Below are 22,735 nucleotides of genomic sequence, written 5' to 3'. Positions count from 1 at the left end.
TAATGTTTCCTGTTAGGGTTTTTGCCACCAAACCAGTGTATTGATATTATCGGCTCCTTGCGCCTCTACAGCATTTTTGTAGCTGGTGGGGTTTGTCGACTGCGTTATCAGCGGGTAGTTGAGCCTGGCGGGCATTTGTCCGCCATTTACCAGACCTGGTCCTTTGGGTAATATGGGGTGGCCTGTGCGCCTGTACTCGAACCATTGCTGCAGATCCACCAGGAACATGGCGTAATATTTCTGGATATGGATCATCTCCAGCTGGCTTTTGCTGCCGAATCCGGTGGCATCTAAAGGGAGGCTCGGATCCCACAGTAACTCGGCCTCATTTATGTATCTGATGAAGTTGGGGTCATTGGGGCTGCTGATGTAGTCGGGCAGCCAGTAATGGATAGCGTCTGCGATTCCTTTATAGTAGTAGGTTTCCGGGGAACCGCTGATCCAGCCTTTTGCTGCGGCTTCTGCCTGGATGAAGGCCACCTCAGCACTGTTCATGATGATGCCGGTGGCAGGATCTGTCTGCAAGGTGAGTTTTGCGGGGTTCTCCGCGTCTGAATTAAAGTGAGACTGGATCACTATCCCGGAACCGGGGGAGTAACCGCTTGAAACACCTACCCATCCGTCGGGACCTCTGTCTATTCCCCATCGTGGTACTCCGCCAACCCCCAGAGCCGGATTGATCCTTGGATCTTCCCAGTTGACGAGTTTGCCCAGGAAGAAATCGGCAATGGGCATGTTCCTGAAATCGACCGCGCGGATGTTTACCATGAAAGGCGAGGAGTAGACCGCTGTACTGCTGTTGGTTCCGTTCCATAATATCCGGGCGGTATGACTGTTATTTTCAAAAACAGGGTAGGCGGCAGGATGGGTATCGACCATCTCTTTTATTTTAGCGATGGTGGCGGCCGCGACTTCTGCTTTACCTGCTATACGCAGCAGGAGGCGCAGGTACAGGGAGTTGCCGAACCTCCTCCATTTTGAGATGTCGCCCTGGTATACGGGATCGCTGCTGGCCACGATCGGGGTGCCTTCTTTTAGCAACTGATTTGCTTCTTCAAGCTTGGCGAACATATCGGCATAGATGTCCTTTTGCTTGTCGAATGCAGGCTGCAGGTTGTTTTCCCTGCCTGCGTTGGCTTCAGAATAAGGCACATCACCGTACGTGTCGGTCAGCAGCGAATAGACCCATGCCTGCGTTATCAGGGAAATTCCCTGGTAGGATTTGTTAAGTGATTCCGGCTGACTGGCAATTGTGTATATATCTTTCAAGTCTGTCAGGTTAACGTACCAGTTGTTCCATGTGAAGTCTGCTACGTCTCTTCGGATATCGTAACGGAATACTCTGCCTTCAGAGTCGCTGAGCTCAACGGTTACCTGCATCAGCTGGTTGTTGAAGTTCCAGTTACGCCTCATATTGGTATTGAGGATATTGACGAGAGCGGGAGCCAGTAGCTGATGGGCCTCTGATGTTCTTTGACCGATCGGATCGGTATTGATTTCGGTGAAGTCTTTTGTACAGGAGAGGGTGGACAGGCTGACAATAGCCAGCAGCATATAGGCGATGATAGGGGTATTTTTCATGATTTTCTATGATTAAAGGCCGACAGTTAAACGTACTCCGTAGGTGCGGGTGGACGGCAGCTGTCCTGTTTCAAAACCCTGAACGATATCTGACCCGGCAAGGGTACCGAATTCGGGATCGAATGCCGGCCAGGCTGACCAGATAAAGAGGTTACGACCAAACACGCCAAGCGTTGCTTTCTCAAGACCCATTTTTACGAGGAAGGACTTCTTGAATGAGTAGGTTACATTGGCTTCTCTGAATTTCAGATAATCTGTTCTGAAAACGCTGCCCTCTGCCTGTCCGCTTCCATAAATTGACTCGTAATAGGCTGCGATATCGGTGGCGATCACATCATTCTTGCGGTAGGTACCGTCGGCATTCTGAAGGACGCCGTCGCCGGTAACCCCGTTATAGCGGCCGGGAACAGTCACCATATGCTTACCCAGCGACGCCATTCTGGAGAAAGTCAGGGAATGTCCGACGGCGCCGATCTGGGCGTCGAACAGCGCGTTCATGCTGAGTTGTTTGTAGGTAAAACCTGTTCCGAGGCTGAACCGGAACTTTGGTAAGCTGTTTCCGAGGTAGATCAGGTCGGGGTTTTCAAGTGCTACGCCGGTACTGGGGTTGTAAACGATCTGACCATCAGGAGCACGAAGGTAGCCTCTGCCATACATGTCGCCCATGCTGCCGCCTACGTTTGCTACTACCTGACCGCCGCCCAGTGCGCCGGTGCGAAGTACAAGTGAGCTGTCTGCCAGTTCTTTGATTTTATTTCTGTTGGCGGTGAGCGTTCCGTATAGGTTCCAGGTAAATGATTTCGTTTTTACAGGCGTCCCGTTCACCGCCAGCTCAATACCTTTATTGTCTACCCGCCCGATATTGAGTACCTGTACGTTGTAGCCGGAGGATTTATCGACGATGCGGCTCAGGATCTGATTTTTGGTATTACCGGAATACACGGCTACATCGAAGTTCAGGCGGTTTTTAAGTAGTCTCAGATCAAGGCCTAACTCCACGGTTGTGGTGATGAGCGGCTTCAGATTGGAATTGGGAAGAACCCTGGTGTTGTATAGGGCACTGTCGGGATAAATACCATCTGCGGCCAGGAAGTAGCTGTATTCTGTCCGGTAGGGTATGGTACTGCCGCTTCCTACCTGGGCAATTGATCCTCTCAATTTAGCGAAACTGATCAGTGACGGCAGTTTCCAGTAGTCGGAGGCAATAAACGCTAAACTTGCGGAGGGATAAAAGAAACCAACATTATCCGTTCTGGTAATGGTGGCCAGTGTGCTGTTCCAGTCCTGACGGGCGGTTAGGTCGAGGTACACATAGTCTTTATAACTCAGTGAGGCGATTCCATAAACACTGTTGATATTGTATCGGGCTGTGTCTACTACGGCTACCAAGGGACTGTTGTTGTTGTCGAGACGGTACACATTCGGGATCTTCAAACCATCAGCCCTGGTCTCCAGCTTATTGTAACGGTTGGCCATCTGACTTCCGCCGACACTGGCGTTGAGCTGGAAGTCTTCGCTCAGCTTTCTATTATATCTTAACATGAAATCGGCGTTGACCTCGTAGGAGCGGATGTTGCCGACACGGAAGGATCCTTGTGCGAACTTGTTTCCTGAGGCATCCCAGGGACGCCGGGTTTCTCTTATGTCGTCATTCAGATCTACCGATCCGCGGATCATCAGGCTTAGCGACTTGCTGAAATTATAGTTTGCCGATAAGCTTCCTAACCAGCCGTTACGTCTCTGCGCATTGATGTATTGTTCTGAAATGGCGTAAGGGCTTTCCGGATTGGTGGTGGTGATGTTGAGCAGCTGCTCGTATTGCTTTCCGGGTGCCCAGTAATCTCTGTACCAATCGACGTTTACGTTGGGTTGGGCAAACATGAACCAATACATTAAGGATTGGTTACCATAACCTGTTGCGGGCAGATTGTCGCTATGCCTGTTGCTGTACTGCGCTTTTAAATTCAGGGTTAGCTTTTTCGCGATAGTTGTATTGGCATTGAGGGCTACGCTGGTTCTTTCTAATCCGGTATTAGGGACGATCCACTCGTTTTCGCCGTGATTCACTGCAAGGCGGAGACCTACGTTCTTGTAGGTGCCGTCTAAACTGGCGGAAACGGAACTCTCATATCCGGTTATAAAAAAGGCGTCGATCGGATCCTGGTAAGCGACCCATGGTGTTCTTTCAACGCCCCGGGCTTTTGTTACCGGATCGAACTGATAAAATTTGGCGTTTGGTGTGAACGCAGGTCCCCAGGTAGAACTGGTCGCGTTGGTGCTTGGACCGTCGGGACTGGTGCCGTAGGAGAAGTAGGAGTTACCGAATGTTCCGGCGCCGAATTGCTGTTGACGGTCTGGCCCGCGGTTAATATCTTCCCAGGTGTTGTTGAGGGCGATATTGATGCCCATCTTTTTTCTGAGGGTTGCGGATTTGGTGGTAATGATAATGGCACCGTTGGCGCCTCTCTGTCCGTACAGGGCGGATGCTGCCGGACCTTTTAGTACGGAAACAGTGGCAATTTCATCCGGGTTTAAATCGTTCAGCCCGCTACCGAAATCGGCTGGCATGATATCTCCTGAGGTTCCGTAAACACCACCTCCGGTGGCTGCGCTGCGCCTGGAGCTGCTGCTGGCTACGACTCCGTCGATGACGATCAGTGCTTCATTGTCGCCTGTAAGGTTGTTCTCTCCGCGAAGGATGATCTTGTTGGAGGCGGCGGGCCCGCTGTTACGGACCAGGTTCAGGCCGGCGACTTTTCCTGATAGGGCTTCCGTCCAGTTGCTGGCTATTGCATCGGTGAGGTCGCTGCTGTCGAGTTTTGTTGCTGCATACCCCAGTGAGCGTTCTTCCCGTTTGATGCCCAGGGCAGTGACGATTACTTCGTTCAGGTCGTTGGCGTCTACCTTCAGGCGAATGCTGAGATCGGTTTCATTACGGGTTACGGTTCTTTGGACGAGGGCGTAACCGATCATGTTGAATTGGAGTTGGGTGCCTGCGGGAACAGTGAGGCTGAAATTGCCGTTATTGTCCGTTCTTCCCAGAAATTTGTTGTCAGTATCCAGGATAGTGACTGCTGGCAAACCCTGATGGTCACTATCGTCGACAACCCTTCCCTTCACTACAACCTCTTGCTGCGCCTGCACCATTACAGGTGGTCGGCTGGCCAGCAACAGTCCGGGGTGAGAAATGCAGAGCAGAGCGGTGACAATACGGATTCTCAGATGTAAATTTTTGATCATTGATGTGTGCTTTAATATTCCGTTTGCCGCAAAGGTTGATTTCTAGGTTTAACCAAATGTTAAGGCTTTATTAAAGAAATACGCGTTTTTTTGAAGCTTCGGGATTTGCCGGGAATCGCGGAACCAGAACGGCGAGAAGAAAAGTTTCCCGGTGCCCGGCAAGTTCAATTTGCCCTTAGATACAGGTGCCAAAGAGAATGTGTACTGGTAACAAACGGAAAAGCTTATATTGCTGTTTAATTCTTCGACTGAAGGAAATTTACATCCGGATTTATGATATTTCGACAGGCTCGTTAAGGAAGGTCTTCGTTTGTCGGGCGATACGGATTTGTTTTAAGAATCGACAAGCTGAACTAATATGTTGTATTATTTGATCTACTGCAGCATTGCCTCTGCATTAATGACGGAAGAGGACCTGAGAGTTTTACTGAAGCAGGCTCGTACGCGGAACCGTGAGTTGGTGATCACGGGAATGCTCGTGTATGTGGAGGGTAAATATGGAATGCTGAAGCAGGGCCGCTTTATGCAGGTGCTGGAAGGCTCCAGATTTCTGATTGAAAGCCTCTTTGATAAGATCAGGCAGGACGGGCGCCATCATCAACTGGTTGTTCTGAAGAGATCAACCATCAACAAGCGCAACTTTAAGACCTGGGAGATGGGTTTTGAGAAGATTGATCTGGATAAGCATCCGGAGCTGCTGCCGTTTTTCGAAATCTGCGAGGGTGAAATAACCGAGGAGTTTATGGACTCTAACGTAGCGCTGACATTTCTGAAAAGCTTCTACGATGAACAGCAGGACAAAGACGCTTCTGCATTAATATAAAAAACATTTTTCGCCTTCGGCATGACTTGTACGGGTGTTTTCTGTAGTATAAAAATGCTGACTATATCGTGTAGATGGGTAATCAGGGCGTCGGTAAACGGGACGGAAAAAAAGGCGGAAGTTGGGATATTTGCGAGTAAAAATAATATTTCTCAATGTTAATTAGGTTGAGTACCTTTCCGCGATAATTGGGATTCACTCTATGTCATATAATACACACAAATTGCTAGAATCAAAGAAGAAGGCCATCCTGGAACAATGGATGAAGAATCAATTAGCCGATGATAGTCTGCGTGAGGATCTTATCTCCAACGAGGAATTGCGCAGCCAGTCTGAAGAGCTGATTTCTGCGTTGGTTGGTAACCTGTCGATGGCTGATTTAACTGATCTGAATTCAGACGAATGGAGCCCGGTTATTGAGATTTTAGGCGGTATTTCTATCACCAGAGCACGTCAGGGCTTTAGTCCGCGTGAAACGGGTAACTTTGTATTTACCTTGAAAGAGGCATTGCTGACTGTTCTTCAGGAAGAGCTATCCGGCAATCCACAGCTGCTGTTTGAAGAGAGCATGAAAATTAACCGGCTGATGGATAATTTGAGCGTTGTAACGTTTGAGACTTTCATCAAGGGGCGTGAAGAGGTGATCCTCCGCCAGACGGACGAGATCGCTGATATTTCCACTCCGGTGATCCGGGTTTGGGACGGGATCCTGGCATTGCCGATCATCGGTACGCTGGATAGTGCCCGTACGCAGATTGTGATGGAAAACCTGCTGCAGGAGATTGTGGAAACGGGTTCGAGTATCGCTATTCTGGATATTTCGGGTGTTCCGGCTGTAGACTCACTGGTTGCGCAGCATCTGATCAAGACCGTTAGTGCAACGAGACTGATGGGTGCGGAGTGCATCATCAGCGGGATCCGTCCGGAAATCGCGCAAACGGTTGTTCACCTGGGGATCGATCTTTCGAGCATCATCACGAAGTCTTCTTTGGCGAGCGCACTGGCTTATGCTTTCAAGAGCATGCGTCTGGAAGTCCGCAAATCAAATACTGTTCAGCGATCTACTACTTTTTAACATACTACCATGGATAAAATTCCTATTCTGAGGATGGGAGCCTTTCTGCTGGTTACGATCCAGGTTGACCTGTATGATCGTCTGGCATTGAATCTGGAATCTGATCTGATCCAGATGGTTGATAAGACGAGGGCGAGAGGTGTACTGATTGATATTTCTGCGGTTTCCATAGTGGATTCATTTATGGGTCGCATCATTGGCAATATTGCCAGCATGTCCAGAATCCTGGATGCTCAGACCGTTGTAGTGGGTATGCAACCTGCTGTCGCTATTACGCTGATCGAACTGGGATTGCCACTTAAGGGTGTGCATACTGCCCTAAATGTGGAAAAGGGTATGGAATTGCTTAAATCAATGATCGATCTTGAAGAAGAAGAAGAGGATCAAGATCTGACCGACGATGACCTTATCGCTGAGTAAAGATACGATCGAGGTTATTAAGGAATCGGATGTGGTTTTCGCGAAAAACCGCGTGAAGGAGGTCGCTGTAAAAATAAAAATGGGCCTTGTAAACCAGACACGTTTAATCACGGCAGCGAGTGAATTGTTACGTAATATGATGCGCTATGCGAATGGCGGTAAATGTACGATTGAAGTGGTGTCAAGCGGCCGGACGAATGGGATCCGCCTGACATTTACCGACAAAGGTCCGGGGATACCAGACATCGCCAAAGCGATGGAAGACGGTTTTTCTACGGGGAAGAGCCTGGGGCTGGGATTGCCGGGCACAAAAAGGCTGGTTAATGAGTTTAATATCAAAAGTACGGTGGGCGAGGGCACTACGGTGACCATAATCAAGTGGGCTAATGGTTGATGCGACACATGTTAGTTTTATAGCGAATGACAGGAGCTACTTTTCTCTGATCAAAAAGGAGATTCATCGGGCAGCGGGTGAGGCAGGTTTTAGTGAGGCAAGGATTAACCTGCTTGACCTGATCGTAGCGGAAATGACTTCCAATCTATTTAAGTACAGTGACGACGGTGAGATCCTGATGGGGATTTTCCATAACGGGGGATCGCCCTATATCGAGCTGATCAGTATTGACAACGGCCCTGGTATGGTTAATCCTTCGAAGATGGTGCTTGACGGTGTGTCGACCAGTAATACGCTGGGTCATGGTTTGGGCAGTATTAAGCGCCTTTCGGATACTTTTGAACTTTACTCGCAGATTGGCTGGGGAACGATCGTTTTGAGCAGGGTTTACAATGACCCTGGGCAGGCGAAACTTCCTATGAAAATGTTGCTGCGCCCTATTGTGGTTTCAAAGCCCGGCGAAAAGGTGAGCGGGGATGGCTTCGTGGTTAAAAAGACGGAGCGGTATATGAAGATGATGCTGGCTGACGGGTTGGGACACGGGCCGGAAGCGAACAAGGCGGTTAATGAGGCGGCGGCAGCTTTCAAGGTCTTTCCTGATTACAGCCCGACGGCAACCATCCGCTTTATTCATCAGGCTATAAAGAAAACCAGGGGAGCGGTAATCAATATTACGGCATTTGATTTCAGGAACAGGACCTGGTGTTCTACGGGGGTTGGTAATATTGCGGCCCGTATGATCGGTCCGGCCAGCTTTAAGAACCACATGTCGTATAACGGTATTGTAGGGCATAATATTCCGGGTACGATGAGCGACCAGGAATATCCTTCAGAATTGTACAACCAGATCATGCTGTGTTCTGACGGGCTTAAGACCCGTATTGACCTGGCACGGTATCCGCAGATGTATAAATATGATCAGGCAGTACTTGCCGCTGCTCTTTATAAGGATCATGCCCGTAAAACCGACGACATGTCTGTGGTGTTAGCGAAGATAAGATAGGATGATCAAACTTGTTACCATATCGCTCGAAAATGAAATGGATCTTGTGCTGGCCCACAGGAAATCCATTGCGGTTGCCGGCAAATTAGGTTTGACGATTGCGACTCAGACAACCTTTGCAACGGCTGTATCGGAGATTTCACGTACGGTGATTGAGCATACGGATACGGGAATTCTGGAGATAAGTCTGGAACTCAACGGCGGGCGTTATTCACTGAAGGCAACGATTACCTGTGACAGCGGCGTCGCGATTAATAGTTATGATACCGGGTTTTATTATGCCCAGAAGCTTATTCCGGAGTTCAGCCTGACGGAACAGCCGAAAAATAAACTGATCATGATCAGAATGGGTTTACCACGTTCACTGAAGCTGGATGCAGTTAAAACCGCTATACTGGTGAAGTATTTTCAGGAATCGGAACCTTTGAATGCTTACGAAGAGATCAAGGTGCGGAACTCCACGCTGAACAGGATTACGGAGGAGCAGGAGGAGGAACTGCGTCGCTCGAAGATCATCGACGAGAAGAAGACGGAGTTTATTAGTATCGCCAGCCATGAGATTAAGACGCCTATCACGATTATCAAAGCGTATACGCAGATAGCGAAGTCTATGAGCAGCAAGGAAAACAACGAGCTCAAGGCTATACTCGGCAAGGTCGACTTTCAGACATCTAAGCTGCTTGCGCTGGTGCAGCAGCTGCTCGACGTGTCGAAACTGGAAAACGGCAGTCTGCAGTATACTCCGGAGGTATTGGAGATCAACTCGTTTATCAGCGATGCGGTGCAGGTTATCCAGCATATTCTTCCGGCCAATGAGGTATCTGTGCAGACCTGTGAGAGTTCCTGGGTGAGTGTTGACCGGCTGCGTTTGGAGCAGGTTGTTTCCAATATACTGACCAACGCCGCGAAGTATTCACCGGAAGGGACGCCGATCAAGATGAGATGTGTACGCAGGGCAGATGATTTTCTACAGGTTTCGATACAAGACAAGGGTATCGGAATGTCTGAAGAGAGCATTAAGTCTGTTTTTGATAAATTTTACCGGGACAAAGACGTGGTGCACTCGCACTCGGGACTGGGTATGGGGCTTTATGTCGCCTCGAAAATTGTCACCGATCACGGCGGCGCGATCTGGGTGGAAAGTGTGGAAGGAGAGGGTTCGGTATTTTATTTTACTTTGCCTTGTTTATCAACGGATACGGACTAGTTTTCTGCACTTTCCTGTGGTTTAGTTTGTTTTACGTAACTTTATGGGCGCTAACACGCTATGCTTGATCTCAATCAAATCAGACCATTCTTAGAAGCATCTCCAAATGCTTACCTAATCATGTGGGCTGATAAGCCGCATTTTACTATCGTTGACGCGAACTCCGCATTTTGTGAAATAACGCTGACTAATGCTTCTAAAATCATTGGAGCTAGCGTATTTGACGGCTTCATGGTCGACGGAGGTGAACACAATATAAAGGGTGTAAGGGTGCTGAGGGATTGTCTGGAACGGGCCTTGCTGCTGAAAAAGAAACAGCGCTGCGCGTTGCAACGTTTCGATCTCCGGAGCGGGGAGCGATCTGAGGTGCGTTTCTGGAGCTATGAGATAGCGCCACTACTGGATGAAGAGGGAGAGGTGCGCTATCTTCTTCAGCATGTTGTTGACGTCACCGGGAGTGTGCTTGCCGAGGCTGAAGAGAAAACGCTGGACCCCCTGATTGAAGCTTATCCTGACGCGGTGGGTTCGCTCGATCTGAACGGCAACTTTTTGAGCGCTAACAAGGCTTTGCTGAGTCTGACGGAATGTTCAAAGGAAGAGCTTCTCCGACGCTCTTTTATCCCTTTCATAGCCAGGCAGGATTTTTCGCGCGTGTTTGCCTTCTTCCAAAAATCTATCCAGGGGGAGTTGCAGAAATTCGAAGCCAATATTCTCAGCAGGGCCGGCAATACCTATGTTGCCAGTATTACTACGATGCCGATCAAGGTAAACCACGACATTATCGGTGTGCAATTTATCGCACGTAATATTTCAAACCTACGGATAGCGGAAAAGCAGCTTGAATTGTATCATCAGCGAATGTCCAGTATTATAGAAAGTATTCGCGACGGTTTCTTTGCGGTTGACCGGAATTCAGTTATTGAATACTGGAACCTGGAAGCGGAACGTCTGTTTGGCATAGACAGTGATCAGGTGGTTGGTCAAAACCTCTGGCATGTGCTTTCTACAGATTTGATCCCCAAGTTTTATTCCAGTCAGCAACGTGTTTTCAATGAACGGATCGCTGTGCGTTATGAAGAGTATTCGGTTGCACTGCAGGTATGGCTGGAGGTTGCCATTTTTCCGTCTCCGAATGGATTGTCTGTGTATTTGAAGGATATTTCAGAGCGTATGGCAGCTGAGAGGGCTCTTGAGGCGAGCGAGCAACGGTTTAAGGCGCTGGTGCAGAATGGTTCGGATGTTATCTCGATTATTGACCGGCAGGGGAACTACCAGTATATGAGTCCGTCTTCCAAAGCTACCCTGGGTGTTGAGCCCGGCTTTTGGGTCGGCAGAAACGTTCTGGAGTTTGTGCATCCGGAAGATAAGGACAGGATCGAAAGAATGCTTCAGGTTTCGCACACCATGAAACAAGTGCACATTGAACCTTTTCGGTTTATGAGAAATGGGTCTGAATACCGTTGGATCGAGACCGTGATCACCGATATGACGGATGATCCGGCAGTTGGAGGTCTGGTGACCAATACCCAAGATGTTACCGACCGTGTAGAATATGTCCGGGCTATAGAAGAACAAAATAAAAGGCTAAGGGAAATTGCCTTCATACAATCGCATATGGTGAGGGCACCACTGATGAGGATAAAGGGACTTTCTGATCTGATCTGCAATTATGAAAAAGATGAGGAACAGGTCAAAATCATGCTGGGGCTCATGAGTGAGGCGGTGGAAGAACTTGATCACGTGATACAGGACATCATAGGGAAAACTGATAACCTTTAGTTTGTGAAATATTTGGTATTTGTTGGGAATTACTGCGCAAATAATGTGTATATATATCGACCGGGGTATTTGTAACTTGGTGTTCCAACTCTAACAGAACAGCGTTATGGGTAATGAATTTGACCTCGAACAATTTTTTGAGCTGTCGCCGGACGGTATATGCATTGTAGGGCGCGACGGCGTTTGTATAAGGGTAAATAAGTCCTTTGCCCAGGCCCTGGGATATTCTGTTGATGAACTTGTTGGTAAACGCACGCGGGATTTACTCTATCCGGAAGACCGGCCGCGGACACATGCTGCTTTCGCAAAAATGAAACTTAATCTGACGCTGACTAATTTCGAGAACCGGTATCTGACGAAAGCGGGCGATATACGCTGGTTCTCCTGGACGGCGATTCCGATTGAAAGCGCGCAGGTGTATCTGGGGATTGCCAAAGATGTTTCGCACCAGAGAAAGCTGGACGATGATAGAAATCAGCTGCTGACCAAGATGACCAAAAGTGTAGATGATCTTAAGCAGCTGACCTATGCTACTTCTCATGATCTCCGCGCGCCGGTTAATAATCTCCTTGCGGTTTTCAGTTTGATAGACATTTCGAAGATCGAGGATCCGGAGACACGCAAGTTTATTGATATGCTCAAACTCGCTACTGACAACCTGAGGAGTACCCTGGATACTTACGTGGAGATGCTGGGGCAGAAGGATGTATTGAATATTTCTCAGGAGGAGCTGGACCTGAATGAGTGTTTTCAGGCAGTGACGGGATCGCTGGCTTCTCTTATCGAACATACACATGCGGAGGTCCGCACGGACTTCAGTGCTTTTCGTTGCGTTCGTTTCAACAGGTTATATATGGAGAGTATTTTCCTGAATCTTTTGACCAATTCCATTAAATATGCCAGGAACGGCTCTGCGCCGAGAATATTCGTTCAGACGCGTATGGAAGAAGGTGTAAAGCAGCTGGTTTTTTCAGATGCAGGTCAGGGTTTTGATATGAGCCTGGTCAAGGACCGGGTCTTTGGTCTTCATCAGAAGTTTCATCATCATCACGATAGTAAAGGGATTGGGTTATATCTGGTTCATCATCATGTGACGTCTCTGGGCGGGCGTATTCAGCTGGAGAGCAAGCCCGGGGAAGGTGCAACTTTTATTATTTGGTTTGATTGATCGTACTGAAAGCGGCGAGCAGATCTGCAGTTGAATGAAGCGTTATATCCGCAAAAGTACTGGCCCTTCCGGAAATGAAAAGCGTACTCATCATGAGTTCTTTTGCCGGTATGAGGTCTGTTTCGGAATCTCCTATCATCCACGACTTCTTGAAATCAATACCGTAGCGCACTGCAGCAGCAAGAAACAAGCCGTTTTTTGGCTTACGGCAGCTGCAGTTATCCTCGTCAAGATGGGGGCAGACGAAAAAGCTGCTGATGAAATTACCCGTTTTGGCGTTGATAGCCTGATTGATGCGCTCTATATCTGCCAATTCTATCATCCCGCGACCTATGCAGCGTTGATTGGTGACAACTATAATTTGGCGGAATGTCTGATGCGCCCATTTTAAAAATGGAGGAATGCCAGGTAAAATCTCGATATCCTGAGGGCGCAGCACATAGCCATCGTCGATCTTCCGGTTTAGAACGCCGTCCCGGTCGAGAAATAGAGTGTCGTACATCACGAAGGTAGTATGCTTTGAAGAAGTTTCTGTGCCTTAAGGAAGTCCTGAGGTATCCCGATATCAATAAACGTCCCTGGATAGGTTTTGCCGTAGGCATTCAAATCGGGTGTTTTGCTCTGAAAGAAATCTTGTTCTATAGAAAACCTTTCGGGCATAGGATACCGTGCTAAAAGTGATTTTTGCATGAGGTAGATGCCGCCGTTTATACGGATGGTGGTCTCTGCTGTTTCGCCTTTCTCGGTAAACGACAGTATTTTGCTGTCGGATGAGCAGACGACGTTTCCATAGCGCTGCGAGTCTGTGGTTTCCTTAAGGGCGAAGGCCAGGTCAGCATGATGGGCATCAGCAAAGCGATCGAGATCGCTTAACGACATGTCGAAATAGGTGTCGCCGTTTATGATAAATGCTTTGTCGCCCGTGATCTGGCTGAACGCCTGACAGATGGCTCCGCCCGTTCCAAGCAATTCTTTCTCTATACTGTAGGAAATCTCCATCCCGTAACGGTTTTCTTCCTTATCAAGATGTTCCTGAATGATTTCATATTTATGGCCAACAGCGAGCACGGCTTTTGTGATGTTGTTTTTCGCGAGGAAGTACATGATATAATCAAGAAAGGGCCTTCCGGCTACTTCGGCCATGGGCTTGGGCACGTCTTTTACTACTGATTGCAGTCGTGTCCCCAGTCCGCCTGCAAGGATGATGGCTTCTTTAGTCATGCTGTTGCGCTTTAAACAGGTTTGCTTCTACAATTTCGCAAATAATATGTCCGATGAGAATATGTGCTTCCTGGATTCTTGGGGTATCGCCAGAGGGTACATTGAGCAATATGTCGGCCTCGCCTTTCATTTTGCCGCCTGTCTCGCCGGTTAGCGCGATGGTAAGCATCCCTCTTGTTCTCGCCTCACGGAACGCACGAATGATGTTTTCTGAATTTCCGGAAGTGGAAATTCCGATCAGGATGTCACCTTGCCTTCCTTTAGCTTTGATCAGTCGGGCGTAGATCTCATCATAGGAATAGTCGTTTGCTACGGCGGTTACGTAAGATGAGTTGACGTGTAGTGCTTCGGCGAACAGCGGATCCCTGTCAAAATAGAACCTTCCGGAGAACTCGGCTGCCAGGTGCTGCGCGTCGGCTGCACTGCCACCGTTCCCGCAGAACAGGACTTTTCCCTCTGCTTCGAAGGTATGGATTAGGTGTTCAGAAACTTCGCTGATCGTGCGGATAAGCTCCGGATCTCTGGCGATGGCGGTCTTCACCGCGATGCTTTCGCTTATTCTTTGCGTAATTAATGTGTCTGGCATGTTCGTTTATTCGTTTGTTTTCCAGGTGAGTACGCCTTTGTCGTAGAAGCTGACGCGTTCTACGAGTCCGCCGTATTCTTTCAAAACGTTGGTAATATGGTATACGTAACAGTTCTTCACGTAAAACATCATGTATCCGCCACCGCCTGCTCCGGACATTTTTCCGCCGAGGGCACCGTTCCGGACGGCATTTTCATAGATCTCATCGATCATGGGGTTACTGATTTCATCGGCTGTTTCTTTCTTGGACTGCCAACCGTCATTGAGGAGGTTTCCGATCTGGTTTAGCTTTCCGCGTAAAAGAGCTTCTTTCATGTTGTAGGCCAGACTCTTCAGGGAGTGCATGCCATCTATGGATTTTGTTGAATGGTCTGCTACGTTCTTCACCTGTGCGTCGATGATGCGGGATGAGAGACGGGAGGTGCCGGTATAGTACTGGATCAGGGAGAACTCCAGCTCATGGATGTATTCCTGTTTGATGCGAAGGGGGTTGACGACCACGCGGTCTGCATAGAACTCCATAAAGTTGAAGCCCCCGAACGTTGCTGCGTACTGGTCCTGCTTGCCTCCTGAAAGGCCGAGATCTTCCCGCTCGATGCTATAGGCAAGCTGGGCGAGATCGTATTCTCCTAGAGGGAGGCCGAGCCATTCGGCGAAGGCCGCCACTATGGCTACGACCAGCGTAGAGGATGAGCCCAGTCCGGATCCGGGAGGGGCATCAACATATGTCTCCAGTTGATAGAACATCGGCTTGGTGATGTTGAACTCCCTGCGGATACGGTTATGAATGCCCTGGATCAGGCGGAGTTTTGAATCCTTCATGTCGAATTCGTCGACATTGTTAAAAACGCGATGCTCGTTGATGTCGTGGCATTTGATGACGATCTGTGGGATGTCCAAAGGCATCAGGGTGGCATAAGCGAACTTGTTGATGGTGGCGTTCAGAATGGCTCCACCGAACATATCACTGTAGGGGCTGACGTCGGTGCCTCCTCCTGCGAGGCCTAATCTGAGTGGTGCTCTGGAACGTATAATCATGATGTTGTGTTTTTAAACATGTCTGTATAGGCTGTCACGAGCTTACTGATCGCGAAATTATCTTCAGTATGGCTGGCAAGCTTTTGCTTGAGTTCCAGGTACTCTTCTTCGGGGCGGTCGATCGCCTCGTCGAGCACCCGTACCAGGTCGGTTTCTCTGGCGAGGTCGAACATATAGCCGGTCGTTCCGTTTTGAAAAAATTCGTGGAAGCCTTCTGCATTGCTGGCAAGCACCGGGATATTATAGTTGTAGGCGATCATAAGGGGACCGCTTTGTGTGGTGTCGCGATAGGGTAGTACCAGATAGTCGGCCTGCGCAAAGTAGGCGGGGATATCGTGGTTTTCGATGAAGCCGATATGGGCTGATACGAGCTCAGGGTGTTGTATAAGCGGCGCATACTTCTCTTGCCATTCGGAGCTCCTGCCGGCAATGATCAGCTGGAAATCCTGACGCTTTTCCGCAAGCTTGTTTATCGCATGCAACAGGAGGTCGAGACCCTTATAGTGCAGGATAAAGCCGAAGAACAGGAATGTTTTCTTACCGACGGCTTTCTCGACCACCGGCATATCGCCGAAGCCGATCAGCGGCAAGGGAATGGAGTAAACCTTCTTTTTTCCGTATTTGCTTCGGAGGATGCTTGCCTGGGGAGCCGAATAAGTAAGGAAGGTGTCGAACTTGCCGATCAGCAGTTTCTTTCCGATTGTAGTGAGCTTGTCAAAGGCCGTATGGCTGTGGTTGACAACATCGTGCATGGCAATCACTGTCTTCTTCTTATCGAGTGCCAGCAGGATCGCATTGAGATAGATCTGGTCGAAGTTAGCTACGAAGATCACGTCTGGATCTACCCGGCGGATGTTTTCGAGGATGCCGTAATAGGTGATGAGCAGCCGGGGGTCTCTGAACCGGTATTTCAGCCGGGTAGGAATAAAGTCTATGCCCTTCTCCCGGCAGTAGGCGCTGATCTCCGCTTCTGAATAGTTGGAATTCTTTACAGGAATAATCACGTTGTAGGTGACGGATATCTCTTTGGGAAAATGATGCAGCAGATTGATCTGATTGTCTGCGAAGGCCGAGCTGGATAGATAGTATACCTTCATCATGCTGTATTTCGATCAATGAGTTGGTTGATATATTTGCGGACCTTTTCTTTGTTCCCGGAAGTATGCTTGCTGACGATGTCGGGCAGTTCTTCTGCTTTGGTGTGGAACTGGAAGCTGTCTACCAGCTCTTCGGGCATCGGTATGGATTTGATCAGGCTGCTGCTGTCTGCTGTACTGACGTTGCGTTTGACACATTCTTCAACGACCAGTTCGGCCATGTCGCGGTGTGAGATCGGGTTTCCGCTTCCAAGATTATAAATTCCATTCCCGATAGAGCTGTCATTCAGTATTTCCACAATAACATCACATACATCTTCCACCCATACATAGTCTCGCTGGATTTCTTTGTCGAACAGGTCTATAAAGCCCTTATCGCGTATAAAGGAATAGAAACGGTGTGGCAGGCTTGCATTTTTGTCTTTGTGGAACTCGCCCATGCCGAAGATGTTGAAGAACCTGAGTCCGATCACCCGGTTTTCGAATGCATGCATGTTGGCCAGCACATACTTGTCGAACATCCACTTTGACCAGGAATAGACGTTATGGGGATGCTCAAAATTGTTGTCGATGATGCAGTTATTTGAATTACCGTAAACGGCTGAACTGGAGGCATAAATCAGGGGGATATTTCTTTCGGTACAGTAATCCAGATAGAACTTGCTGTGCTCGTAATTGGCATTAAACATGACCTCCGCATCTTTCACGAGCACGTCTGCATTGGCGCCGATATGCAGAATAGCACCGACTTTGTGTTTGCTCAATGCTTCTTCGATATGGGGAAGTCCCTTTTTATAGGTGATATAGTCAAGAAACTGACAATCCTTGATGTTTAGAAACTTGCGCTCGTCGTAATTGTCTATGATAATGATATTGGACTGGCCCTGAGTGTTCAGCTTCCTGATAAGGTTGGAACCAACAAAGCCCGATCCGCCTGTGATAACAATAGTTTTTTGCATTATACTTGTTTTATAAAATCCCTGGATACAGGTGTTTCGTTTTCGATCATGGATTGGTAAGTGGCAAATACCGTGGATACGATTGTTTCTACATCATGTCTCTTCATGCCGACTTTCCGTGCTTCAGAGCCGAGCTTTTCCAGGAGGGCTGGCTGTTCTTGCAGGTTTATGATCTTGCCGGCGAGATCATACGGGTCATTGGAATTGTAGAGGATGCCATTCACCTTGTCGCTGATCAGCGATGGGATCCCGCCGACGTAGCCCGCTATCACCGGCATGCCCAGCAGCATAGCCTCGCAGATGCTGTTGGGACTGTTATCAATATGTGAAGGATGTACGAATACATTAGCCGTGGATATCTCTTCCAGTAATGCGTCTTCTACTTTGGATCCTTTAAAGGACACATGATTGTCGCTGAACTTCTTGCGAGTAATGCCTTCTATCAGCTTAACGATCTCGTTATCGGGTGCAAGGCCGATAACAGACCACTGAAAAGCCAGACCGCTTATCCGCTTTAAAATAGAGGCTGTTTCCAGAATGATCTCTATTCCTTTATAGATTTGGGGATTAATGATGGTGACCATTTTAAAGAGCCCTTTTTGAGGCGCGGTCCATGCACTGCGATAAAAAACCGGCCGCAGTACTTCCTCACAATGAATATATACGCATTCGGGCTGATGCAACTTGATGAAATTTCTGTCCCATTCTGTTCTTCCAAAGTAATATTTGGCATACCTGATCATTTCCTGTTCCCGAACGGCGCGCTTTTGAAAGAGCTTATATTCGAAATAGGTTCCTCTTCTGAGCAACACGGCCCGCAGGGAGGAGTGCTTCCAGATGTCACGTTGGGAAACACCCTTGGGTAGCCAGGAGTACAGATAAGGGTTTACAAGTCCTTGCAGGTGTACCACCACGGGTATTTTGGTGAATTTTACCACTTCACCGATTCCTGATTCGGTGCCGAACAGGTGAATGACGTCAGGCTGGAAGTCAGCGATTACTTTTTTAAGTGCCTCGACGTTGGAATCGTACAGATTGGAGAACAGACGCTGCACGATCTTACCCCTCAGGGAGGTGTACTTAAAGGGGATGGGGTAGTAAGTAACATTATCCAGCGCAAACTTAAACTCAGGCTGATTGTTGAAGAAAGCAATGGCCAGGTCGACGTTCGCGATCTTCTTGACATGCGCTTCCAGTGAGCCAATCCAGCCACGGCCGGGATCGTCTACATTCAAAGCCTTACTTGCGCCTGAAGCGGTATGCGTTAACCAAAGAACTTTCATAAACTGTGCTATATGTGTAATTGAGATATACTATATGTCATTACATAGAGAGGTAAAATTAAGACACTTATGTTTTCTGAGAGCGAATCCGGAGAGCTTGTATAACTGTGTGTAAAGAATTAGGAAGCTATGTGTAAAAGCATTTTCCCATCTGCAGGAGGATATCGGTTTGCCACAAGCCTACTTAGCCCGGGCATCGGTAACACTGCACCGTTTGCGCGTTCTCAAAATGCTCACATCATTATACAACATGAAGCATTTATGGACATTACAAGGCAATTTTATCTACTTTCGACATATAATCGCTCTACTCTATGCAAGCTATTCTATGGCTATATAGGACTATTTTCGACTCTCACACGTTAAGAAATAGTCGGACCGGCAAGCTTTTGGTAAACTCTGTTTCTTCATTAGCGCTGAAAGGATTTTCTATCCTGACGAACTTTGTTATGGTGCCTCTCTGCCTGCGGGCGGTGAGTGAAAGGGAGTATGGCCTGGTGCTGACCATTACGTCTATAGTAAACTGGATTGCTTTTCTGGACATCGGGATTGGGAATGGATTACGCAATAAGCTTAGTCAGGCTATGGCAGAAGGAAACGATGTACTGGGCAGGAAATACGTCAGCACGGCCTTTTATTATATCACGATTATCTTTTCTGTACTCTTGCTGGCTTATAGCCTCTTGCACCCCTACCTCAACTGGTACTCGTTGCTGGGCATTCAGACCCAGGATGTGACGAACCTTTCTTCATGCGTGTATATTGTAATTGCTGTGTTTACCATCCGGTTTGTTCTACAGCTGATTGGTGTGGTGCTGCTGGCTGATCAAAAAGTTTATCTGCACGATTCGATCATGCCTTTGTCGAATGTTCTCAGCCTGGGGCTGATTTTTGCTTTTTATGCCAGCGGCAGGGCGAACTTTGAAAGTGTGATGCTCGCCATCAGTTGCACGCCGTTGCTGGTGCTGATATTCTTCAATGTCTACTTTTTCAGGGGTCGTTATCGGAAGTTGCGCCCTTCGATCAGTCAGGTGGACCATACCTTGCGAAATGAACTGCTGTCGCTCGGATACCGTTTTTTCCTGCTCCAGATTTGCGGATTGATCATTTTTTCTACGTCTGAGATCCTGGTGGCTCGATTAATGGACCTGCAGTCTGTTACGGTTTTTAATATTACTTCGCGCTATTTCGGGATATCATTCTTATTGGCAAACATGGTTATGGCATCTTTATGGAGTGCCTTTTCCAGTGCATGGTTTCAGCGCGATTTTGCCTGGATCCACGGAATAATCAGGAAGATGCATTTCATCAATATCGGCTTCATCTGTATGAATGTCGTTTTGTTCTTCTTCTTCAGGCCACTGACGCAGGTTTGGCTGGGCCGGGAGCTTGTCATTACGGATCATTTAGCCCTGGCGATGATCGTTTACAATGCGCAGCTTATTTTTAATAATGTATTCTCTATGTTCCTGAACAGTACAGGAATTCTAAATTTACAGTTGGTTTCAGGGGTCATTGGTGCTGTTATTAATATTCCACTGACTATACTACTGATCAGACATACGAACCTTGGCCTTACGGCTGTTTGCCTGGCAAACATAATCAGTCTTCTGCCTGGATCCGTAATGACATCTATACAAACCTACCATGTTCTTAAACTGAAAGGAGCTGAGGCTAATGAATAGGAATGGAAAAAATTATCAAGTTGCCGTAGTAGTGCCTATCTACCGGAAGTTTACGGAGCTCTCTGCAAATGAAGCAGACGCGCTCAGACAGATCGCTAAGGTTTTACATGGTCGCGAGATCTTCTTTATTTACCCGCCCACGATTGACCCGGCGGAGTACATCCGGTTCCTGGAACCGCTCGTCGCCCGCGCAGTGAAGGTCCCTTCGAAGTTCTTCGGTAATCTGGAGCGGAACAACAGGATGCTGGTCAGTCATTCCTTTTACAGGCACTTCGCTGCGTTTGATTATATGCTACTCCACCATACGGATGCTTACGTGTTTTCTGACCAGCTTGATTACTGGTGCGGTCAGGATCTTGACTATATCGGTGCCCCCTGGTTTGAAGGGAAAAAAGATCCCGTGATGCCGCTTAAGTTTGTAGGGGTGGGGAACGGTGGTTTCTCACTGAGACGAATCAGTTCGTTTTTAAAAGTAACAGCAAACAGACCGTTTATATTGAAGTACTTCATATTTACCAGGGTCTATACTTTCCTGCATGGTCATCATTACAAGGCGGTACGGAAATATTCCGGCATTGACTATCTGATGGCCTACCTTCGGTCGAACATCGGCTATGAGGACGAGTTCTGGGGGCTTGTCGTTCCGAGGTTCTTCAGATGGTTTAAAGTCGCGAAACCGGAGGAGGCTTTAAAGTTTAGCTTTGAGGTGATGCCTGAGGTGCTGCTAAAGTTGAACAACAATGAGTTGCCGTTCGGTTGCCATGCCTGGGAGAAGTACGATCCGGTTTTTTGGAAATCCTTCATCCCCTATAACGCTAGTAATTCACACCAGCAAAATACAACGATTTGAACTTAAAACTACTCTTTGCTGTATACTTGTTTACATTGCTGCATATGCGGCCTCCGGGCACAGCACATGAATTTGTGAATGTGAAAGACTATCAGGTGCGGGGTGACGGGATACATGACGACAGTCATGCGATTCAGCGCCTGATCAAAAGTAATACGAACCTCTTTTTTCCTAAAGGGATGTATCAGATTAATAGCCAGATTCGGATAAGTGATCTACGCAACTTGTTGCTGAAAGGTGAGCCGGGTACGGTGTTCAGGACAGGGCAGAATGTGATTCTTAAGGTTAGCGGCGGGATCAGTAACCTGGAGATTCGTGGTATTTCCTTTATTTCAGACCGGGTCAGTGAATTGGACGATGCCGAAGGACTGATCTTTATTGCCAATTATGGCAGGAATGACGTGATGGACTGCATCCGGATTACGCAGTGTGCTTTTTCTAACCCGCAAACCCATTCGAATGCCATTAAGCTGGTGAGTGAAGGCCTCTATGCGGAGGCCAGGAATATTGCGGTTGTGTATAATTCGTTTAAGGGAATAGGCCGCATGGGAGTGGAGTTTCAGAACCATGAGAATGGCATGCAGCGTCCGCGGTTCAGGGATTTCGAGATTTCTCATAATACCTTTTCCGATGTAGGTACAATACAGCTTTTTCCGGCGCCTTCCTGTATCTCTGTGAGCGGCAATTCAGTGAACGGAAAGATCAATTATAATCGGATCCATGAAATGCGTATGGACACGTCGCCGTACATTTACTACGGCATTGAGAATGCGGGGACGATAGGACTGGAAACGATAGGAAACAGGATGCGTGCATCGAAGTATGGTTTTACGGGAATACTGGGGTCAGGTCCCAGCGCAGAGCTGACACGCCGTACCGGACAGCCGGAAAAAAGTGGATGGATCATACAGGATAATATTATCGAGTTGAGCGGAAGGGCGAAAGATCAGGATAAGATTAGAGGGATGGAGCTGGCGCATCTGAACGGCTATACGATGTCGGGTAATGTCATTCGCACAGATGGATACGCCGCGATGCTTATTGATTGTCGCAATGGTAAAATTTTCTCGAATACGGCAAGAGTGAAGGCGGGAAATGCTCTTTATTTCAAGGGGAGGTCTACCGGTAACGTCATGAGGATGAACACGCTGGACTGTAGTCAGGGTCCGGATCATGGAGTCGTGATGTTTTACGGTACTTCTGTAAGAAGTAATAAAGCTTTTGATAATGAGCTGATCAGGACCGGGGGGCGGTCAGGAAAGTACGTAAACCTGGAAGGTGCTGATAATGAAGTGGATTAGCCGGAGCGCCAACAAAAAAAAGGGA

At 48.0% G+C, this 22,735-nt stretch carries 20 protein-coding genes; 11 read left to right on the top strand and 9 right to left on the bottom strand.

Going from position 1 to position 22,735, the window contains the following annotated elements:
• Positions 1-12 precede the first annotated feature (12 nt).
• A complete protein-coding gene (locus ACKI5J_RS15655) occupies positions 13-1,581 on the bottom strand; it encodes a SusD/RagB family nutrient-binding outer membrane lipoprotein (RefSeq protein ID WP_407430424.1) in 1,569 nt (522 codons plus the stop codon).
• Between the two features lie 12 nt (positions 1,582-1,593).
• Positions 1,594-4,821 (bottom strand): SusC/RagA family TonB-linked outer membrane protein, encoded by a 3,228-nt coding sequence (locus tag ACKI5J_RS15650; protein ID WP_407430423.1) that lies wholly within the window; start codon positions 4,819-4,821, stop codon positions 1,594-1,596.
• A gap of 358 nt (positions 4,822-5,179) precedes the next feature.
• On the opposite strand from ACKI5J_RS15650, the gene ACKI5J_RS15645 reads away from it, so the two are divergent.
• The 8 genes from ACKI5J_RS15645 (at position 5,180) to ACKI5J_RS15610 (ending at position 12,690) form a co-directional block, all read left to right on the top strand.
• Complete coding sequence (locus ACKI5J_RS15645) at positions 5,180-5,644, top strand: BLUF domain-containing protein (protein WP_407430422.1); 465 nt, start codon at positions 5,180-5,182, stop codon at positions 5,642-5,644.
• 223 nt (positions 5,645-5,867) lie between these two features.
• A complete protein-coding gene (locus ACKI5J_RS15640; protein ID WP_407430421.1) occupies positions 5,868-6,719 on the top strand; it encodes an STAS domain-containing protein in 852 nt (283 codons plus the stop codon).
• Positions 6,720-6,728: 9 nt separating this feature from the next.
• Positions 6,729-7,139, top strand: a complete 411-nt coding sequence (locus ACKI5J_RS15635; protein WP_407430420.1) for an STAS domain-containing protein — start codon at positions 6,729-6,731, stop codon at positions 7,137-7,139.
• Positions 7,120-7,533: an anti-sigma regulatory factor gene (locus ACKI5J_RS15630; protein ID WP_407430419.1), complete on the top strand. Its 414-nt coding sequence runs from the start codon at positions 7,120-7,122 to the stop codon at positions 7,531-7,533. Before ACKI5J_RS15635 ends, ACKI5J_RS15630 begins: the two co-directional genes overlap by 20 nt.
• Complete coding sequence (locus ACKI5J_RS15625) at positions 7,526-8,536, top strand: ATP-binding protein (protein ID WP_407430418.1); 1,011 nt, start codon at positions 7,526-7,528, stop codon at positions 8,534-8,536. The genes ACKI5J_RS15630 and ACKI5J_RS15625 overlap by 8 nt, the downstream gene beginning before the upstream one ends.
• Position 8,537: 1 nt before the next feature.
• The gene (locus ACKI5J_RS15620; RefSeq protein ID WP_407430417.1) at positions 8,538-9,743 is read left to right on the top strand and encodes an ATP-binding protein; all 1,206 of its coding nucleotides are present in this window, start codon (positions 8,538-8,540) and stop codon (positions 9,741-9,743) included.
• A gap of 60 nt (positions 9,744-9,803) precedes the next feature.
• Entirely contained in the window at positions 9,804-11,522 is a 1,719-nt protein-coding gene (locus ACKI5J_RS15615) for a PAS domain S-box protein (protein WP_407430416.1), read from the top strand.
• A 106-nt stretch (positions 11,523-11,628) separates the two neighbouring features.
• The gene (locus ACKI5J_RS15610; protein WP_407430415.1) at positions 11,629-12,690 is read left to right on the top strand and encodes a PAS domain S-box protein; all 1,062 of its coding nucleotides are present in this window, start codon (positions 11,629-11,631) and stop codon (positions 12,688-12,690) included.
• Here the strand turns inward: ACKI5J_RS15610 and ACKI5J_RS15605 are convergent.
• The 7 genes from ACKI5J_RS15605 to ACKI5J_RS15575 are packed head-to-tail and all read right to left on the bottom strand — an operon-like array spanning position 12,674 to position 18,874.
• Positions 12,674-13,192 (bottom strand): D-glycero-alpha-D-manno-heptose-1,7-bisphosphate 7-phosphatase, encoded by a 519-nt coding sequence (locus ACKI5J_RS15605; protein WP_407430414.1) that lies wholly within the window; start codon positions 13,190-13,192, stop codon positions 12,674-12,676. The genes ACKI5J_RS15610 and ACKI5J_RS15605 overlap by 17 nt on opposite strands.
• Positions 13,192-13,911: a nucleotidyltransferase family protein gene (locus ACKI5J_RS15600; RefSeq protein WP_407430413.1), complete on the bottom strand. Its 720-nt coding sequence runs from the start codon at positions 13,909-13,911 to the stop codon at positions 13,192-13,194. The genes ACKI5J_RS15605 and ACKI5J_RS15600 overlap by 1 nt, the downstream gene beginning before the upstream one ends.
• Positions 13,904-14,497 (bottom strand): SIS domain-containing protein, encoded by a 594-nt coding sequence (locus ACKI5J_RS15595; RefSeq protein WP_407430412.1) that lies wholly within the window; start codon positions 14,495-14,497, stop codon positions 13,904-13,906. The genes ACKI5J_RS15600 and ACKI5J_RS15595 overlap by 8 nt, the downstream gene beginning before the upstream one ends.
• A 6-nt stretch (positions 14,498-14,503) precedes the next feature.
• On the bottom strand, positions 14,504-15,535 hold the full coding sequence (locus tag ACKI5J_RS15590; RefSeq protein WP_407430411.1) for a hypothetical protein: 1,032 nt from the start codon (positions 15,533-15,535) through the stop codon (positions 14,504-14,506).
• Positions 15,532-16,635, bottom strand: coding sequence for a glycosyltransferase family 4 protein (locus ACKI5J_RS15585; protein WP_407430410.1), 1,104 nt, complete (start codon positions 16,633-16,635; stop codon positions 15,532-15,534). The genes ACKI5J_RS15590 and ACKI5J_RS15585 overlap by 4 nt, the downstream gene beginning before the upstream one ends.
• Positions 16,632-17,591: an NAD-dependent epimerase/dehydratase family protein gene (locus tag ACKI5J_RS15580; RefSeq protein WP_407430409.1), complete on the bottom strand. Its 960-nt coding sequence runs from the start codon at positions 17,589-17,591 to the stop codon at positions 16,632-16,634. Before ACKI5J_RS15580 ends, ACKI5J_RS15585 begins: the two co-directional genes overlap by 4 nt.
• On the bottom strand, positions 17,591-18,874 hold the full coding sequence (locus ACKI5J_RS15575; protein ID WP_407430408.1) for a glycosyltransferase family 4 protein: 1,284 nt from the start codon (positions 18,872-18,874) through the stop codon (positions 17,591-17,593). The genes ACKI5J_RS15580 and ACKI5J_RS15575 overlap by 1 nt, the downstream gene beginning before the upstream one ends.
• Positions 18,875-19,188: 314 nt before the next feature.
• Here ACKI5J_RS15575 and ACKI5J_RS15570 point away from each other — a divergent pair, with 314 nt between their 5' ends.
• From ACKI5J_RS15570 to ACKI5J_RS15560, 3 genes are read left to right on the top strand one after another with little or no spacing between them, the layout of a single operon-like run.
• Positions 19,189-20,559 carry a lipopolysaccharide biosynthesis protein gene (locus ACKI5J_RS15570; RefSeq protein ID WP_407430407.1) on the top strand — a complete coding sequence of 457 codons (1,371 nt, stop codon included), beginning with the start codon at positions 19,189-19,191 and terminating at the stop codon, positions 20,557-20,559.
• Positions 20,552-21,409, top strand: coding sequence for a DUF5672 family protein (locus ACKI5J_RS15565; protein WP_407430406.1), 858 nt, complete (start codon positions 20,552-20,554; stop codon positions 21,407-21,409). The genes ACKI5J_RS15570 and ACKI5J_RS15565 overlap by 8 nt, the downstream gene beginning before the upstream one ends.
• A complete protein-coding gene (locus tag ACKI5J_RS15560) occupies positions 21,406-22,710 on the top strand; it encodes a glycosyl hydrolase family 28-related protein (RefSeq protein WP_407430405.1) in 1,305 nt (434 codons plus the stop codon). The genes ACKI5J_RS15565 and ACKI5J_RS15560 overlap by 4 nt, the downstream gene beginning before the upstream one ends.
• The last annotated feature ends 25 nt before the right edge of the window (positions 22,711-22,735 follow it).

Origin of the sequence: Arcticibacter sp., assembly GCF_045629565.1 — a bacterium.
Taxonomy (GTDB): domain Bacteria; phylum Bacteroidota; class Bacteroidia; order Sphingobacteriales; family Sphingobacteriaceae; genus Arcticibacter.
This window is presented reverse-complemented; position numbering and strand designations above follow the sequence as displayed.